The sequence below is a fragment of the Mycolicibacter longobardus genome (assembly GCF_002102265.1).
Taxonomy (GTDB): Bacteria; Actinomycetota; Actinomycetes; order Mycobacteriales; family Mycobacteriaceae; genus Mycobacterium; species Mycobacterium longobardum.
Map to the genome: position 1 here is coordinate 1 of NZ_LQPG01000056.1, position 16,439 is coordinate 16,439.

15 protein-coding genes are annotated in these 16,439 nt (G+C 68.8%); 8 read left to right on the forward strand and 7 right to left on the reverse strand.

Features of this window, described 5'->3' with window-relative positions:
* Positions 1-121 precede the first annotated feature (121 nt).
* The gene (locus AWC16_RS22160) at positions 122-1,300 is read right to left on the reverse strand and encodes an amidohydrolase (RefSeq protein WP_085266878.1); all 1,179 of its coding nucleotides are present in this window, start codon (positions 1,298-1,300) and stop codon (positions 122-124) included.
* A 43-nt stretch (positions 1,301-1,343) separates the two neighbouring features.
* On the opposite strand from AWC16_RS22160, the gene AWC16_RS22165 reads away from it, so the two are divergent.
* Positions 1,344-2,132 carry a purine-nucleoside phosphorylase gene (locus AWC16_RS22165; protein WP_085266879.1) on the forward strand — a complete coding sequence of 263 codons (789 nt, stop codon included), beginning with the start codon at positions 1,344-1,346 and terminating at the stop codon, positions 2,130-2,132.
* A gap of 81 nt (positions 2,133-2,213) precedes the next feature.
* A complete protein-coding gene (locus tag AWC16_RS22170) occupies positions 2,214-3,824 on the forward strand; it encodes a phospho-sugar mutase (protein WP_085266880.1) in 1,611 nt (536 codons plus the stop codon).
* An 86-nt stretch (positions 3,825-3,910) separates the two neighbouring features.
* Here the strand turns inward: AWC16_RS22170 and upp are convergent, their stop codons facing one another.
* Genes upp through AWC16_RS22185 form a run of 3 tightly spaced genes read right to left on the reverse strand, consistent with a single transcriptional unit; the run spans position 3,911 to position 7,360 of the window.
* On the reverse strand, positions 3,911-4,534 hold the full coding sequence (upp, locus tag AWC16_RS22175; RefSeq protein ID WP_085266881.1) for a uracil phosphoribosyltransferase: 624 nt from the start codon (positions 4,532-4,534) through the stop codon (positions 3,911-3,913).
* 17 nt (positions 4,535-4,551) lie between these two features.
* The gene (locus AWC16_RS22180) at positions 4,552-5,937 is read right to left on the reverse strand and encodes a PE-PPE domain-containing protein (RefSeq protein WP_085266882.1); all 1,386 of its coding nucleotides are present in this window, start codon (positions 5,935-5,937) and stop codon (positions 4,552-4,554) included.
* Positions 5,938-5,941: 4 nt separating this feature from the next.
* The gene (locus AWC16_RS22185) at positions 5,942-7,360 is read right to left on the reverse strand and encodes a PE-PPE domain-containing protein (RefSeq protein ID WP_085266883.1); all 1,419 of its coding nucleotides are present in this window, start codon (positions 7,358-7,360) and stop codon (positions 5,942-5,944) included.
* Between the two features lie 259 nt (positions 7,361-7,619).
* Between AWC16_RS22185 and satS the strand changes: the two genes are divergently transcribed.
* The gene (satS, locus tag AWC16_RS22190; protein ID WP_085266884.1) at positions 7,620-8,906 is read left to right on the forward strand and encodes a protein export chaperone SatS; all 1,287 of its coding nucleotides are present in this window, start codon (positions 7,620-7,622) and stop codon (positions 8,904-8,906) included.
* A gap of 214 nt (positions 8,907-9,120) precedes the next feature.
* Positions 9,121-9,684 (forward strand): LGFP repeat-containing protein, encoded by a 564-nt coding sequence (locus AWC16_RS24775; RefSeq protein ID WP_207572386.1) that lies wholly within the window; start codon positions 9,121-9,123, stop codon positions 9,682-9,684.
* A 107-nt stretch (positions 9,685-9,791) separates the two neighbouring features.
* On the opposite strand, the gene AWC16_RS22200 is transcribed toward AWC16_RS24775, so the two are convergent.
* The 3 genes from AWC16_RS22200 to AWC16_RS22210 are packed head-to-tail and all read right to left on the reverse strand — an operon-like array spanning position 9,792 to position 12,587.
* On the reverse strand, positions 9,792-10,880 hold the full coding sequence (locus AWC16_RS22200) for an adenosine deaminase (protein WP_085266885.1): 1,089 nt from the start codon (positions 10,878-10,880) through the stop codon (positions 9,792-9,794).
* Positions 10,881-10,887: 7 nt separating this feature from the next.
* Positions 10,888-12,198, reverse strand: coding sequence for a thymidine phosphorylase (locus tag AWC16_RS22205; protein WP_085266886.1), 1,311 nt, complete (start codon positions 12,196-12,198; stop codon positions 10,888-10,890).
* A complete protein-coding gene (locus AWC16_RS22210; RefSeq protein WP_085266887.1) occupies positions 12,195-12,587 on the reverse strand; it encodes a cytidine deaminase in 393 nt (130 codons plus the stop codon). The genes AWC16_RS22205 and AWC16_RS22210 overlap by 4 nt, the downstream gene beginning before the upstream one ends.
* 238 nt (positions 12,588-12,825) lie before the next feature.
* On the opposite strand from AWC16_RS22210, the gene sdhC reads away from it, so the two are divergent.
* The 4 genes from sdhC to AWC16_RS22230 are packed head-to-tail and all read left to right on the forward strand — an operon-like array spanning position 12,826 to position 16,370.
* Entirely contained in the window at positions 12,826-13,245 is a 420-nt protein-coding gene (gene sdhC, locus AWC16_RS22215; protein WP_409370670.1) for a succinate dehydrogenase, cytochrome b556 subunit, read from the forward strand.
* Positions 13,242-13,709: a succinate dehydrogenase hydrophobic membrane anchor subunit gene (locus tag AWC16_RS22220; RefSeq protein WP_085266889.1), complete on the forward strand. Its 468-nt coding sequence runs from the start codon at positions 13,242-13,244 to the stop codon at positions 13,707-13,709. Before sdhC ends, AWC16_RS22220 begins: the two co-directional genes overlap by 4 nt.
* Positions 13,710-13,743: 34 nt before the next feature.
* Positions 13,744-15,498, forward strand: coding sequence for a succinate dehydrogenase flavoprotein subunit (sdhA, locus tag AWC16_RS22225; protein ID WP_085266890.1), 1,755 nt, complete (start codon positions 13,744-13,746; stop codon positions 15,496-15,498).
* Positions 15,498-16,370, forward strand: a complete 873-nt coding sequence (locus AWC16_RS22230) for a succinate dehydrogenase iron-sulfur subunit (RefSeq protein WP_234812390.1) — start codon at positions 15,498-15,500, stop codon at positions 16,368-16,370. Before sdhA ends, AWC16_RS22230 begins: the two co-directional genes overlap by 1 nt.
* Positions 16,371-16,439: the final 69 nt, after the last annotated feature.

Below are 16,439 nucleotides of genomic sequence, written 5' to 3' on the forward strand. Positions count from 1 at the left end.
TCTACAACCGCCTCCACACCGACGAGAAGTCACGACACCACACACCCCACGCCGCCGCTGCTTGACATAGGAGCAATGCTCGCTCGCGCGGTCGCGCGAGCGCGCGGGCGCCCGAGCGAACTTAGAGCCCGCCGGCCTGATCGACCAGGCCGGCCATCACCCGCACCCCTATCGCCAGCGCCCGCTCGTCGAGATCGAACGTCGGCTGGTGCAGATCCCGTTGCGGCCCGGTGCCCGGCCACACGCCGAGGCGGCCCATCGCGCCGGGCACCTCCTCCAGATACCAGGAGAAATCCTCGCCGCCGCCGGACTGCCGGGTGTCGGCCAGCACTCCGGGGCCGACGGCCTCGATGGCGTGGGTCAGCATCCGCGTCGACACCGCCTCGTTGACCACCGGCGGCACTCCGCGGTGGTAGTACAGCGTGTGCTCGATGCCCAGCGGCTCCAACAGTGAGGCCACCGCGTCCTCGACGATGCCCTGCATCACCACCCAGGTGTCCCGGCTGGCGGTGCGCACCGTGCCGGCCAGCCGACCGGCCTGCGGTATCGCATTGGCCGCCGAGCCCGAATTGACCGCCCCCCACACCAGCACGGTGCTGTTGCGCGGGTCGATGCGCCGGGACAACACCGCGGGCAGCCCGGTGATCAGCGTGCCCAGCCCGTAGACCAGGTCGGCGGTCAGGTGCGGCCGCGAGGTGTGCCCGCCGGGGCCGCTGACGGTGATCTCGATGGTGTCGGCGGCCGACGTGATGGGCCCCGGGATGGTGGCCACCCGACCGACCTGCAACCGCGGATCGCAGTGCAGCGCGAAGATCCGGCTGACCCCGCTCAGCACGCCCGCCGAGATCGCGTCGATCGCTCCGCCCGGCATCAGTTCCTCGGCGGCCTGGAAAACCAGCCGCACCCCGACCGGCAGCTCCGGCGCCGAAGCCAGCGCCAGCGCCGCACCCAGCAGGATCGCGGTGTGCGCGTCATGCCCGCAGGCGTGCGTCACTCCCGGTACCAGCGAGGCGTACGGCGCCCCGGTCTGCTCGGTCATCGGCAGGGCGTCGATGTCGGCCCGCAACGCGATACGAGGCCCACTTTCCGGGCCGAAGTCGCAGGTCAGCCCGGTCCCGCTGGGCAGCACCTTGGGGTTGAGACCGGCGCCGGCAAGACGTTCGCCGACGAATTGGGTGGTGGCGAACTCCTGGCGGCTCAGCTCCGGGTAGCGGTGCAGATGCCGCCGCCACGCCACCAACTCGTCGGTGTTGGCAGCCAGCCACGCCTCGACGGCGGGTGACGTGGGAGCTGAGGACATTCACGCAGTATCCCACCGCCGCGCGAGGCTAAGCTCAGTGCCTGTGACGGTTCCGCTCGCAACCCAAGCGGCGGCGGTCCTGGCCCGGCGAACCGGCGTCGACGCCCATGACGTGGCGATCGTGCTCGGTTCCGGGTGGGCGCCCGCGGTGGCGGCCCTCGGCGCGCCGACCGCGACGGTGCCGATGGCGGACCTGCCCGGGTTCAGTGCGCCCACCGCGGCGGGCCATACCGGCGAGCTGGTGTCGATACCCATCGGCACCCACCGGGTGCTGGTGCTGGTCGGCCGGATCCACGCCTACGAGGGCCATCCCCTCGCCGACGTCGTACGCCCGGTGCGCACGGCCGTCGCCGCCGGCGCTAACACCGTGGTGCTGACCAACGCCGCCGGAGGACTGCGGGACAGCTACGACATCGGCCAGCCGGTGCTGATCAGCGACCATCTGAACCTGACCGGCCGCTCGCCGCTGGAAGGCGCCCACTTCGTCGACATGGTCGACGCCTACACCCCGGCGTTGCGCGCGCTGGCCCGGCAGGTCGACCCCACGCTGGCCGAAGGCGTCTACGCCGGGATGCCGGGACCGCAGTACGAGACCCCCGCCGAGATCCGGATGCTGCGCACCCTGGGCGCCGACCTGGCGGGAATGTCGACGGTGCATGAGGCGATCGCCGCCCGGGCGGCCGGCGCCCAGGTACTTGGCCTGTCGCTGGTGACCAACCTGGCGGCCGGGATCACCGGCGAGCCGCTCAGCCACGCCGAGGTGCTGGCCGCCGGCCGGGAGTCGGCGGCCCGAATGGGCACGCTGCTCGCCGACGTGGTGAGGCGATTGTGATCTGTTCACTCTGCGGTGAGGGTGGAAAAGATCGAGTAACCTCCGCCGTGACCGCAGAGTCAACGTTGCCACAATGAGCTCGTGACCCCCGAGGAGTGGATCGCCCACGACCCCGACCCCGTGACCGCCGCGGAGCTAAGCGCGTGCAGCCCCGGCGAATTGGCCACCAGGTTCTCCGCGCCGCTGCGGTTCGGCACCGCCGGACTGCGCGGACCTGTGCGCGCCGGGCCGGATGCGATGAACCTCGCCGTGGTGCTGCGTGCCAGTTGGGCGGTGGCCCGGGTGCTCACCGCGCACGGGCACCGGGGGTCGACCGTGGTGGTCGGCCGCGACGCGCGCCACGGCTCGGAAGTCTTCGCGATGGCGACCGCCGAAGTCCTTGCCGCGGCAGGCTTTTCGGTGCTGCGTTTGCCGGATCCGCTGCCCACGCCGGTGGTGGCTTTCGCGGTTCGCCAGACCGGGGCGGCGGCAGGCGTCCAGATCACCGCCTCGCACAACCCGGCCTCCGACAACGGTTACAAGGTGTACTTCGACGGCGGGGTGCAGATCGTCTCGCCGATCGACACCGAGATCGAATCCGCCATGGCCGAGGCTCCCCCGGCCGATGCCATCGCACGGCGTCCCGTCGCGCCGGCCGGCAACGAGCTGGCGGCTCGCTATGTCGGGCACGCCGCGATCGTGCGACGGCACCGCGGTCAAGTTCGGGTGGCGCTGACACCGCTGCACGGGGTGGGCGGCAAGGTGGCCGTCGAGGCCCTGAATGCGGCGGGCTTCACCGACATCCACACCGTGGCAAGCCAATTCGATCCGGATCCGGATTTTCCCACGGTGGCGTTCCCCAATCCGGAAGAGCCCGGCGCCGCCGACGCGTTGCTGGTGCTGGCCGCCGACGTCAACGCCGACGTCGCGATCGCCCTGGATCCCGACGCGGACCGGTGCGCAGTCGGCATCTGCGGACCGGATGGCTGGCGGATGCTGACCGGCAACGAAACCGGCTGGCTGTTGGGCGACTATCTGCTGTCACGACTTCCGGCGGGCCGGGCGGCGGCTGCCGTGGTGGCCAGCACCGTGGTGTCGTCGCGGATGCTGGTGGACATCGCGCGGCGCTACGGGGCCCGTCATGTGGAGACGCTGACCGGGTTCAAGTGGCTGGCGCGCGCCGATTCCAGCCTGCCCGGCGCCACCCTGGTCTACGCCTACGAGGAGGCGATCGGCTACTGCGTGGACCCGGATGCGGTGCGCGACAAGGACGGCATCAGCGCCGCGGTGCTGGCCTGCGACCTGGTGGCGGCGCTGCGTGATCGAGGCGGCTCGGTTCCCGGCGCACTCGACGAGTTGGCCCGCCGGCACGGTGTACACGTCACCGACTCGGTGTCCCGCCGGGTCGCCAGCCCCGCCGAGGCCGCCGCGGTGATGAGCCGGCTGCGCGCGGATCCGCCGGGCGTGCTGGCCGGATTCACCGTGACCGCAACCGATCTGCTGCACCGCAACGGGCCGGTTACCGATGCGCTGGAGTTCGCCGGCGAGCACGATGGCACCTCGGTGCGGGTTGTGGTGCGTCCGTCGGGCACCGAACCGAAGCTCAAGTGCTACCTGGAAGTGGCCCGAGCACCCTCGGATGACCTGATCGGGGATCGCGCGGAGGCCTGGCGAGTCTGCGCGGCCGTCGCCGACGCGGTCCGTGCCTGGTAGCGGCGACAATCCTGCGCTTCCCGCGGGGGTGGTTTGCGCCCGCATACCAACCCGCCGCCTGCAGCCGCGAGGACGGTGCAGCCGGATCAGCGCGGCCCGTACTGGCGGTCACCGGCGTCGCCCAGGCCCGGAATGATATAGGCGTTCTCGTCCAGCCCGTCATCGACCGCGGCGGCGATCAGCCGTACCCTCGGATCGGCGTTCGCCAGCGCCGCAACGCCATCCGGGGCCGCCACCACGCACAGCACGGTGATCTCGGTTGCGCCGCGGTCGGCCAGCAGTCCGACGGTGTGCAGCAGCGACCCGCCGGTGGCCAGCATGGGGTCCAGGACCATGACCGGCCGGGCGCTCAGGTCCGCCGGCAGCGATGCCAGATACGGCACCGGAAGGTGGGTGGCCTCGTCGCGTGCCACGCCGACGAACCCGACCTGGGCTTCCGGGATCAGCGCGTGTGCGGCGTCGACCATGCCCAGCCCGGCGCGCAGCACCGGCACCAGCAGCGGTGGTTCGGCCAGCCGCGCCCCGACGGTGGCGGCCAGCGGGGTGCGCACCTCGATCTCTTCGCGGGGCGCCTCGCGGGTGGCCTCGTAGACCAGCATCCAGGTCAGGTCGCGCAGCGCCGACCGGAATGTCGCGTTGTCGCTGCGCTCGTCGCGCAGGGTGGTCAACCGTGCCGCGGCCAGCGGGTGATCGATGACGCGCACATCCACGCCTGCGACCCTACGAGTCATGCGCCGAGGAAGTTGAGGATCTCGAAGACCACCGCGCCCGCCTCCAACATCGGCGCCAGCGAGATCAAGGGCTCCCCGTTGAACACGGCGTCCGGACCGAGCCAGTCGACAACGTCCAGCGACACGGCCAACTCATTCCACGCGCTCAGCAGATAGGCGTCCACCTCGTTGGTGAAGCGATAGCCGGCGAGCAGCGCATCGACGAACGAGTCCGGCAACGGATCGCGTCCGGCGAAGCCCAGCAGGTCGTTGACCGGGTCGACGAAGCTGCGCACCCCGGCGTATTGCAGGCCCGCCAGCATCTGCAGCGGATCCATCCGCAGCAAGAACCCGGCGACGCCGGAGCCCTCCGCCAACTGGCCGCTCGCGGTGACCGCCCACGGCCCGGTGGCGTCGGTTCCGTTGACGCCGACGAACGGGTTGCCCGGATTGCCGTATCCCCAGTCGATGACGAGTTTGAGCACCGGCGCCAGGGCATCGCCGATGACCTTGCCGATGTCGCCGAGCTGGTAGATCGGCCACAGGATCGGCAGCTGCTGGGGGATCAGGTAGAAGTCGGTGTCCCCGATGGCGCCGAGATCGACGGTGTCGGCGAGGTTGTCGAAGTCGGCATAGGAGAAATGCACCGTCGCCGTCCCGATCAGCGCGTTGAGCATGGCCAGCAGGTTGGACGGGTCCTGCGGAAAGTTGGCCAGGCCGTCGTATTCGCCGGTGTAGACGGCGGTGTCGAACCCGCTGGTCGGGGTGGGCCCGATGCTCAGGGGGATGCCCAGGAACGGCAGGTGCACCGGCTGGTCGCTCAACAGCGGGTAGGCCGGGAAGCGGGTCAGGATCCCGCCGAGCGGGCTGCTGGGGTTGCCGACCAGCACGAAATCCAGGTTGGCCGGGTCATGACCGCCGCCGGACGCTTCGGCGAGCAGGTTGATCATCAGCTGGGTGGCGATGGTGGCGCTCTGCGAGTAGCCGAACACCGTGACGTCGTCGCCGGCTTGCAGTTGCGGTACCAGCGCGTTGTGCAGGATCTCGACGCCGCGGGCCACCGACTCAGCGAAGGTCAGATACGGGTTCGGTGGGGGCAGGCACACCAGCGGGCAGAACTGTTCGGGGGTGACCAGACCCTCGAACTGATAGCCGGGAAACGTCGGCTGCCCGGTGAACCACGGCGAGGCGGGCTGCAGGAACCGGTCGAGCACCGCGCCCATATAGCCGCCCACCGTGGGGTCGGGGATGCTGGTCGGTCCCATGATCCAGCCTGGGTTGCCCAACAGCGCGACGCCCGCCCGGTCTGCCGGGCCGGACCCCGGCGCAGCGACCCCGGTGGTGACCGCCAGCACCGACGCAGCCGAGAGCAGCACTGCCCCCAGCGGGCGCCGGTGCGACATCGGGTCAGGCGTCGAGATAGTTGACGAGGCTGAAGCCCAAGCCGACCAGGTCCAGCAGCGGCTGGGCGGAGATCAGCGGCGCCCCGTTGAAGATGGCGGCCGGTCCCAGCACGTCGAGCACGTTCCACTCGGTGGCCAGTTCCTGCCACCCGTTGAGCAGCGCCTGGTCCAGTTCGATCGTGAAGTTGTAGCCGCCCAGCAGCGAGTCGACGACCGACTGCGACAGCGGGTCCTGCCCGGCGAAGTCCAGCAGGTTGTTGATGGTGTTGGTCAGGCTCTGCACACCGGCGTACTGCAGGCCGGCCAGCATCTGCAGCGGGTCCATCCGCAGCAGGAACCCGGCGACACCGGTGTCCTCCGAAAGATGACCCGTCGCGGTGACCGCCCACGGCCCGGCCGCACCGATCGGGTCGACACCGCCGACGCTGATCCCGGCGTCCGGGGCACCGGGGTTGCCGTAGGACCAGTCGATCAGCACCTTCAGCACAGGTGCCAGCGCGTCGCCGACCAGCTTGCCGAAGTCGCCCAGTCCGTAGAGGGGCCCGAGGATCGGCAACTGCGCGGTGGGCAGCATGTAGAAGTCGTTGGACCCGATCGAGCCGAGGTCGACCGCGTTGGCGAGGTTGTCATTGAAGTAGGCGTTGTGCACCGCCAGGATTCCCATCAGCGCGTTGAGCACCGCCACCACGTTGGTGGGGTCCTGCGGGAAGTTGGACCACCCGTCGTATTCGGTGCTGTAGATGCTGGCCGAGAACTCGGTCGGGCCCGCGCCGATGCCCAGCGGGATGTTCAGGAACGGAATGTGCTGCATGCCCCCGTCCAGGCCGTCGGCGAAGTGCAGCCGGCTCAGGATGCCGCCGATCGCGCTGTTCGGGTCACCGATCAGCACGAAGTGCAGGTTCAGCGGGTCGTATTCGCCACCCGGCGCATCGGCGAGCAGACTTTGCATCGCCAGCGTGGCGACCACCGCGCTCTGAGAGAAGCCGAACACCGTGACGCTGTCGCCGGCCTCGAGCTGCGGGCGGATCGCGGCGTCCAAGTTGGCGGCACCCTGCGCCAGCGAGTCGGCGAAGTTCAGCTGCGGGACCGGCAGCGGCTGGCAGACGATCGGGCAGAACTGGTTGGGGGTGGTCAGGCCCTCGAACGTGTAGCCGGGGAACTCGGTCTGCCCGGCAAACCACGGTGTCACCGGTTGCAGATAGAAGTCCCGGACCAGGTCCATGTAGATGCCGGCGGTCGTCGGGTCGTCGTGGCCGGTGCCGGTCATGATCCAGCCTTCGCCGGCCAGCAGGGTGATGTCGGCGACCAACTTCTCCAGTCGGGACGCCAGCGCCGGACCCAGCAGCGACGACAGGGCCAGGAAGACGGTGCACAGCGCGGCCAACAGCGTCGCCCCGAGCGGATGAACTCGCCGATCCGTCATCGCAGACCTCCCAGGTCATCTCAATATGTTGCCGGTGAGACTTTGCATCCGCCTGACAACGTCACATTAATCTATAAGGCGCAATTCAGTGTTTACCTTCATTGAGAAAACGCACGTTGTCAAACGCAAGCGATGACGGGCTTGTCGTTTCGCTGAAGCGTCCCGGCGGCCGAACTCCAGGGCCCTGTTCACCGGCGGAACCGCCGAGGTACCGATGCCCTTGAGTCGGGCGACGGACCCCGCCGTTATTCTGTGCGCCATGGCTGCTGACCTCGTACCGATCCGCCTCGCGGTGACCGCTGGTGACCGCTACACCCTGTGGGCGCCCAGCTGGCGCGACTCCGGTGACGAGTGGCAGGCGTTTTTGGGCAAGGACGAAGACCTCTACGCCTTCGCCACCGCAGCCGATCTGGTGGCCTTCGTGCGGACCAACACCGACAACGACCTGGCCGATCACCCGAGCTGGCAGAAGCTGGTCGAGGCCAACGCCCACAAGCTCGAGCCGCGCCGCAGCCACCAGTACGACCTGATCGCGGTCGAGGAACTGCTGACCCAGAAGCCGACCAAGCAGTCCGTCCGGTCGCTGGCCGAAGCGATGGAGGTCGTCTCGGCGATCGGCTCGGTGTGCGACCTACCTGCGGTGACGAAGTTCTTCAACGGCAACCCCAACCTGGGGTGGCTGGCCGGCGGGGTCGACAACTTCACCGGCCGGGCCGGCCGCAAGCGGTGGGACACCATCGCCGAGATCATCGGCCGCAGCTGGGGCAACGTGTTGACCGCGGTCGAAGAGGTCATCACCACCCCCGACGTCGACGCCGCCGCGGTATCTCGGGCGGCCGATGAGCTGGCCCAGGACCCGCCGGCCGAACCGGAGGAGACCGAAGCATCCGACGCCGCCGCCGACCCCGAAGCCGCCGACGCGAACGACACCGGCGACGACGAAACGGCCGCCGCCGCGGGTGAGCGGGCCGCGGGTGACCGGGTGGTTCTCGGCAGCGATGCGGACTTCTGGACCAAAGTCGGTATCGACCCGATCCGGGTCATCACCGACAACGGCACCTACTTCACGCTGCGCTGCTACCTCGGCGACGCGCCGGTGTTCCTGGGCCGCAACGGCCGGATCAGTGTGTTCGGTTCCGAACGCGCCCTGGCCCGCTACCTGGCCGACGAGCACGACCACGACCTGTCGGACCTGAGCACCTACGACGACATCCGGACCGCCGCCAACGACGGCTCACTGTCGATCGACATCACCGACGACAACGTCTATGTGCTGTCCGGGATGGTCGACGACCTCACCGACGGGCCCGACGCGGTGGACCGCGAGCAGCTCGAGCTGGCCGTCGAGTTCCTGCAGGATGTGGGCACCTACGCCGAGGACGGCGTGGTCGCCGAGACCCTCAAGCCGGACCGTCCGCTGGGCCGGATGGTGAGCTATGTGCTCGACCGGGAATCGGTCACCGAGCCGCAACGTCCGTTCGCTCCCGCGGTCAAGGAATGGGAACAGCTCGAGCAGTTCGTGCAGTTGCGGCTGCGGCGCGAGTAACGCTTTCTCAGTCGGGCTCGACTGCGCGGCCGGTCAGGCCGCGCAGGGCGTCTTGCAGGTCGGCGGGTGGTGCGCTGCGGAAATTCACCGGAATTGCGGCGGCTATTTGCCCGATTTCATTGCCGAGTGGTCATATCCCCGATAACATCTGGCCCGATAACATCTGGCCGGGCCGTGTGGTTTGCGGGGCCCTTCCAATTCGAAAGGACTACACATGCGCAAGGCAACGCAACGAGCCGCAGCAGTATCCGCCGCAGTTTTGGGGGTTGCGCTGATCGGCACGGGTTGCAGCACCACCAAGGAGAAGACCAGCGAGGCTTTGAGTTCGGCCAGCTCGGTTGCGTCCTCGGCCAGCTCGGTGATCTCTTCCGCAGTCACCTCCCCCACCGAGGAAAGCGCGGCCGCCAGCTCCACGGTGATCACCGGCGCCGACGGCAAGGAGTACACCGTCTCCGGTCCGATCCTGGCCAAGCTCGACTCCCTGGACGCGGCCGCCAAGCAGGACCTGGGCGAGCCCATCGCCGCCGAGCAGAAGAACCCCGACGGCGGCATCTACCAGCAGTTCGACGGCGGCGTGATCGTTCACACCACCCGTTCGTACGTGGTGTGGGGCAAGATCCGCGACAAGTGGAACGAGCTGGGCGGTTCGCAGGGCAAGCTGGGCTACCCGACCAGCGACGAGACCACCAACGCTGACGGTGCCAAGCAGAGCACCTTCGAGCACGGTGTCGTCACCTGGAAGACCGGCGACGCAGAGGCCACTGTCGCCGAGCACTGATCTCGCATCGAAGGCCGGGCAATCGCAACCGCGATTGTCCGGCCTTCGCCGTTTCGCCCGGGCCGTTTCGGGCAGCCTCGCGGGCCCGCGGGCTGCAGCCAACACGGTCAGCCGATCAGGGCCGCGTATTGCGGCTTGATCACTTCCTCGATGATCTCGACCCGCTGGTCGAACGGGATGAACGCCGACTTCATCGCGTTCACCGTGAACCGCTGCAGATCGGCCCAGCCGTAGCCGAACGTCTCGGCCAGCACCAACATCTCCTTGCTCATGGTGGTGTCGCTCATCAGCCGGTTGTCGGTGTTTACCGTCACCCGCAGGCGGGCGCGGGCCAACAGGTCGAACGGGTGCTCGGCGATGCTGCCGACCGCGCCGGTCTGCACATTGGAGCTCGGGCACAACTCCAGCGGAACCCGCTTGTCCCGCAGGATCGCCGCCAGCCTCCCCAGCCGCACCTTCCCGTCGTCGTCGACGGTGATGTCGTCGGTGATCCGCACCCCGTGCCCCAGCCGGTCCGCGCCGCAGAAGGCTATCGCCTCGTGAATGGAGGGCAGCCCGAACGCCTCGCCGGCGTGGATGGTGAAGCGGGCGTTGTGGTCACGCATGTACTCGAACGCGTCCAGGTGCCGGCTCGGCGGGTAACCGGCCTCGGCGCCGGCGATGTCGAACCCGACCACGCCGTTGTCGCGGAACCGGATGGCCAGCTCCGCGATCTCCCGCGACAGCGCCGCGTGACGCATCGCGGTGACCAGGCAGCGCACCGTGATCTCCCGGCCGGCCGCGGCGGCGTCGCGCTCCCCCTGCGCGAATCCGGCCAGCACCGCTTCGGTCACCTCGTCGAATGACAGCCCGCCCTCGATGTGCAGTTCCGGCGCGAAGCGCACCTCGGCGTAGACGACCGAGTCGGCGGCCAGATCCTCGACGCATTCCCGCGCGACGCGGTGCAGCGCCTCGGGGGTCTGCATCACCGCCACGGTGTGGCTGAACGGTTCCAGATAGCGCTCCAGCGAACCGCTGTGCGAGCGGGTGCGAAACCAGGTCGCCAGCTCGTCGGGGTCGGCGGTCGGCAGCCCGTCGTAGCCGACCTGCCCGGCGATGTCCACCACGGTGGCCGGGCGCAGGCCACCGTCCAGGTGGTCGTGCAGCAGGGCCTTGGGGACCTGCCGGATCGCGTCCAGGCTCAGCGAAGTGGTCATGGCTTCATCATGGGGTCGTTTCGAGGATCAGGGGGCGCGGGACCGGCGGTGTGTCGCCGTCACCCAGGAGGCGGTAGCCGCCGTCCAGCTCGGCGCACGCCGGTCCGAACCGTTCGCGGGTGTCGGTGTAGAGCGTGAACAGGGTTTCACCGGCCGCCACCGGCTCACCGGGCCGCCGGTGGATCCGTACCCCGGCCGCGTGCTGCACCGGTTCACCCGGCCTGGACCGGCCCGCACCGAGCCGCCACGCCGCCCTGGCCACCGCCATCGCATCGATGTCACCCATGATGCCTCCCCGATCGGCGGTGACGGTCTCGGCGCAGGCCGCCACCGGCAGCGGCACGCCCAGATCGCCGCCCTGGGCGGCGACCAGTGCGGTGAAACGGTCCATCGCGGTGCCGTCGGATAAGGTCGCCACCGGATCACGCTTGTCCAACCCGGCCAGCGTCAGCATCTCCTGCGCCAGCCGCACCGTCAGCGCCACCACATCGGCCGGCCCACCCCCGGCCAAGACCTCAAGGGCCTCGGCGACCTCGATCGCGTTGCCGACCGCGCATCCCAGCGGGGTGTTCATGTCGGTGAGCAGTGCGCGGGTCCGGACCCCGTGCGCCGCGCCCAGCCCGACCATGATCTCGGCCAGCTCCCTGGCCTGCGGCGCGGACTTCATGAACGCGCCGGATCCGACCTTGACGTCCAGGACCAGGGCTCCGGCGCCTTCGGCGAGTTTCTTGCTCATCACCGAGCTGGCGATCAACGGCAGCGACTCCACGGTGCTGGTGATGTCGCGCAGCGCATACAGCTTGGCGTCGGCGGGCGCCAGGGCACCAGCGGCGAAGATCGCCGCTCCGACGCCGACCAACTGCTCACGCAGCCGCGCCGTGGACAGCGTCGCGTCGAAGCCCGCGATCGACTCCAGCTTGTCCAGAGTTCCGCCGGTGTGGCCCAGGCCGCGGCCCGAGGCGCTCGGCACCGCGGCACCGCAGGCGGCCACCACGGCGACCAGCGGCAGGGTGATCTTGTCGCCCACCCCGCCGGTGGAGTGCTTGTCCACGGTGCTCAGCCGCCGGCCGTTGCGCCGCAGGTCGGAAAAGTCCATCCGCTCCCCCGAGGCGATCATCGCCGCGGTCCAGCGCACGGTTTCCTCCGCGTCCATCCCGCGCAGGTAGATCGCCATCAGCAACGCCGCCATCTGCTCTTCGGCTACGGCGCCGCGCGTGTAGCCGTCGATCAGCCAGTCGATCGCGGCGTCGGGAAGCCGGTGGCCGTCGCGCTTGGCCGCGATCAGCGTCGGCGCGTCGAAGGGCGGCAGGGTGCTCATGGCAGCGCATCGGGTCCGAAGGCATCCGGCAGCAGCTCGCCCAGCCTCCGCGCACCGGCCGGATGGTCGACGAGCAACTCGGGACCGCCGTGTTCCAGCAGCACCTGGCGGCACCGGCCGCACGGCATCAGCAGGACTCCGTCGGCGTTGCTGCAGGACAGCGCCACCAATCGGCCGCCACCGGAGCCGTAGAGCCCGCAGACCACCGCACACTCGGCGCACAGGCTCAGGCCATATGAGACATTTTCCACATTGCAGCCGGCCACGACCCGCCCGTCATCGGTCAGCCCGGCGGCACCGACCCGCAGCCCCGAATACGGCGCGTAGGCGTTGGCGGCCACAGAAATTGCCTTGCGCCGCAACAGATCCCATTGGATTTCGTCGGACATTTCAGCGGATCCCCCATCGATCTGAGCGCACCGCATCACCTCGCCAACCCGTCGTTCCGAACGAAAATCAGCGTAGACGGCGCCTGATCTTACCCGTCGGTAACTTCCGCGTGGTCGTTTCGACCCTGTGGATGGGTTTAGAGTCCAAGCCGAGGTTTATTGACAGCGATGGCGTTGCGGAGCGAACGCACGCGCGGCAGAGCCGGGCGTAGCGGGCCGCTGCAGATAATTGGAGGCGCTGATGACGGCGACATCCGCCGATACAGCGACGCCGGGGACGCGACTCCGGCGACAGAGTCTGTACAAGGGTGACCCCGGAATGTGGGCGTTCGCGCTGCACCGGATCACCGGTGCGACCATCTTCTTCTTCCTGTTCGTACACGTGCTGGACACGGCCCTGGTGCGGGTCAGCCCGCAGGCCTACACCGAGGTGATCGCGACCTACAAGACGCCGCTCGTCGGCCTGATGGAGCTGGGCCTGGTGGCCGCGGTGCTGTTCCACGGCCTCAACGGTGTCCGGCTGATCCTGATCGACTTCTGGTGGCAGGGCTGCCGGTGGCAGCGCCAGATGCTGGTGGCGGTCGGCGCCATCTGGCTTGTGGTGATGGTCCCGGTGGTGGTACGGATCGGCATGCACATGGCGGAGCGGTTCCTATGAGCACACTCGACCTGCAAAACAGCAGGGGCCCGGTGGCCCCGGTTCTCGGGGCCGACCGCGACCGTCCGGCCAGCCTCGGCGACCCGCGCGCGCCGCGTCGGTCCAACGGGATGCCCAACTTCGAGAAGTACACCTGGCTGTTCATGCGGTTCTCCGGCGCCGTCCTGATCTTCCTGGTGCTCGGGCACCTGTTCGTCATGCTGATGTGGCAGAACGGCGTCTACCGGATCGACTTCAACTACGTCGCGGAACGCTGGCACTCACCGTTCTGGCAGATCTGGGATCTGAGCCTGCTGTGGCTGGCCGAACTGCACGGCGGCAACGGCCTGCGCACGATCATCGGCGACTACACCCGCAGCTCGCGGAGCCGGTTCTGGCTGATGACGCTGCTGGCGGTGTCGATCATCTTCACGCTGGCACTGGGCAGCTACGTGCTGCTGAGCTTCGACGCGAACATTTCTTGACGACGGATTTCGGTAGCGAACGGGTGATATCGCGGTGATTCAAGAACATCGATACGACGTGGTGATCGTCGGTGCCGGCGGCGCCGGGATGCGGGCGGCCGTCGAGGCGGCGCCGCGGGCCCGTACCGCGGTGCTGACCAAGCTCTACCCCACGCGCAGTCACACCGGCGCAGCCCAGGGCGGCATGTGCGCCGCGCTGGCCAACGTCGAGGACGACAACTGGGAGTGGCACACCTTCGACACCGTCAAGGGCGGTGACTACCTGGCCGACCAGGACGCGGTGGAGATCATGGCCAAGGAGGCCATCGACGCGGTGCTGGACCTGGAGAACATGGGCATGCCGTTCAACCGCACGCCCGAAGGCCGGATCGATCAGCGCCGGTTCGGCGGTCACACCCGCGACCACGGCAAGGCCCCGGTGCGCCGCGCGTGCTACGCCGCCGACCGCACCGGCCACATGATCCTGCAGACCCTCTACCAGAACTGCGTCAAGCACGGCGTGGAGTTCTTCAACGAGTTCTACGTGCTGGACCTGGCGCTCACCGAGACCCCCAGCGGTCCGGTGGCCACCGGCGTGGTGGCTTATGAGTTGGCGACAGGCGATATTCATGTCTTTCACGCCAAGGCGATCGTGCTGGCCACCGGCGGCTCCGGGCGGATGTACAAGACCACCTCCAACGCCCATACCCTGACCGGTGACGGTATGGGCGTCGTGTTCCGCAAGGGACTCCCGCTGGAGGACATGGAGTTCCACCAGTTCCACCCGACGGGATTGGCCGGCCTGGGCATCCTGATTTCGGAGGCCGTCCGCGGCGAGGGCGGGCGGCTGCTCAACGCCGACGGTGAGCGGTTCATGGAGCGCTACGCCCCGACCATCGTCGATCTGGCCCCGCGCGACATCGTGGCCCGCTCGATGGTCCTCGAGGTGCTGGAGGGCCGCGGCGCCGGGCCCAACAAGGACTACGTCTACATCGACGTGCGCCACCTGGGCGAAGACGTGCTGGAGGCCAAGCTTCCCGACATCACCGAGTTCGCCCGCACCTACCTGGGCGTGGACCCGGTCAAGGAACTGGTGCCGGTGTACCCCCCCTGCCACTACGTGATGGGCGGTATCCCCACCACGGTCACCGGGCAGGTGTTGCGGGACAACACCAACACGGTTCCGGGCCTCTACGCCGCCGGCGAGTGCGCCTGCGTGTCGGTGCACGGCGCCAACCGGCTGGGCACCAACTCGCTGCTGGACATCAACGTGTTCGGCCGCCGGGCCGGTATCGCGGCCGCCGAGTACGCCGCCGGGCACGAGTTCGTCGAGCTGCCGGAGAACCCGGCGCAGGCCGTCGTCGACTGGGTCGCCAATATCCTCTCCGAGCACGGCAATGAGCGCGTCGCCGACATCCGCGGCGCCCTGCAGCAGTCGATGGACAACAACGCCGCGGTGTTCCGCACCGAGAAGACCCTCAAGCAGGCGCTGAGCGACATCCACGCGCTGAAGGAGCGCTACGCCCGAATCACCGTGCACGACAAGGGCAAACGCTTCAACTCCGACCTGCTGGAGGCGATCGAGCTGGGCTTCCTGCTGGAGCTGGCCGAGGTCACCGTGCTGGGCGCGCTGAATCGCCAGGAGTCCCGCGGCGGGCACGCCCGCGAGGACTACCCCAACCGCGACGACGTCAACTACATGCGCCACACCATGGCTTACAAGCAGGGACCCGACCTGATCGCCGACATCCGGCTGGACTACAAGCCGGTGGTGCAGACCCGCTACGAACCGAAGGAACGGAAGTACTGATGTCCTCCTCAGCTGACTCCGGGTGCTGCTCGTCAGAGGGTGGATGCTGCTCGCCGGGGCCATCGACAAGCACGGCTGCGGCCGCGCTGGTCGACGCCGCACCGGCCGGTGACCCGCCGCTGCCCCCGGTCCCCGAGGGCGCGCAGATGGTCACGCTCAAGATCGCCCGGTACAACCCGGAGAACCCCGACGCCTATGCGGCCACCGACGGCTGGCAGAGCTTCCGGGTGCCTGCCCTGCCCACCGACCGGTTGCTCAACCTGCTGATCTACGTCAAGAGCTATCTGGACGGCACGCTGACCTTCCGCCGGTCCTGTGCGCACGGCGTGTGCGGGTCCGACGGGGTGCGGGTCAACGGCAACAACAAGCTGGCCTGCAAGCTGCTGATGCGCGACATCCTGCCCAAGAAGCCGGGCAAGGAACTGACACTGACCATCGAGCCGCTGCGCGGGCTTCCGGTGGAAAAAGACCTCGTGGTCAACATGGAACCGTTCATGGACGCCTACAAGGCGATCAAGCCGTACCTGATCACCACCGGCAACCACCCCACCCGTGAGCGCATCCAGAGCCAGACCGACCGGCACCGCTACGACGACACCACCAAGTGCATTCTGTGCGCCATCTGCACCACCAGCTGCCCGGTGTACTGGAGTGAGGGTTCGTATTTCGGCCCGGCCGCGATCGTCAACGCCCACCGGTTCATCTTCGACAGCCGCGACGAGGCGGCCGCCGAGCGTCTCGACATCCTCAACGAGGTCGACGGGGTGTGGCGCTGCCGCACCACGTTCAACTGCACGGATGCCTGCCCGCGCGGCATCGAGATCACCAAGGCGATCCAGGAGGTCAAGCGGGCGCTGATGTTCGCTCGCTGATCTGCCTGCCCCCCATTGGGGCCAGCGTGCGTGTCTGCCCGCCGACACGCCGCGAGCCCGGCGTGATAG

What these genes read in the sequence shown, in the direction of transcription:
- AWC16_RS24775 (WP_207572386.1), top strand. Translation starts at nt 9,121, where the DNA reads ATGCGCAAGGCAACGCAACGAGCCGCAGCAGTATCCGCCGCAGTTTTG.
- AWC16_RS22180 (WP_085266882.1), bottom strand. Translation starts at nt 5,937, where the DNA reads ATGTCGCACCGGCGCCCGCTGGGGGCAGTGCTGCTCTCGGCTGCGTCG.
- AWC16_RS22185 (WP_085266883.1), bottom strand. Translation starts at nt 7,360, where the DNA reads ATGACGGATCGGCGAGTTCATCCGCTCGGGGCGACGCTGTTGGCCGCG.
- AWC16_RS22230 (WP_234812390.1), top strand. Translation starts at nt 15,498, where the DNA reads ATGTCCTCCTCAGCTGACTCCGGGTGCTGCTCGTCAGAGGGTGGATGC.
- AWC16_RS22210 (WP_085266887.1), bottom strand. Translation starts at nt 12,587, where the DNA reads ATGTCCGACGAAATCCAATGGGATCTGTTGCGGCGCAAGGCAATTTCT.
- AWC16_RS22160 (WP_085266878.1), bottom strand. Translation starts at nt 1,300, where the DNA reads ATGTCCTCAGCTCCCACGTCACCCGCCGTCGAGGCGTGGCTGGCTGCC.
- AWC16_RS22205 (WP_085266886.1), bottom strand. Translation starts at nt 12,198, where the DNA reads ATGAGCACCCTGCCGCCCTTCGACGCGCCGACGCTGATCGCGGCCAAG.
- AWC16_RS22200 (WP_085266885.1), bottom strand. Translation starts at nt 10,880, where the DNA reads ATGACCACTTCGCTGAGCCTGGACGCGATCCGGCAGGTCCCCAAGGCC.
- AWC16_RS22220 (WP_085266889.1), top strand. Translation starts at nt 13,242, where the DNA reads ATGAGCACACTCGACCTGCAAAACAGCAGGGGCCCGGTGGCCCCGGTT.
- satS (WP_085266884.1), top strand. Translation starts at nt 7,620, where the DNA reads ATGGCTGCTGACCTCGTACCGATCCGCCTCGCGGTGACCGCTGGTGAC.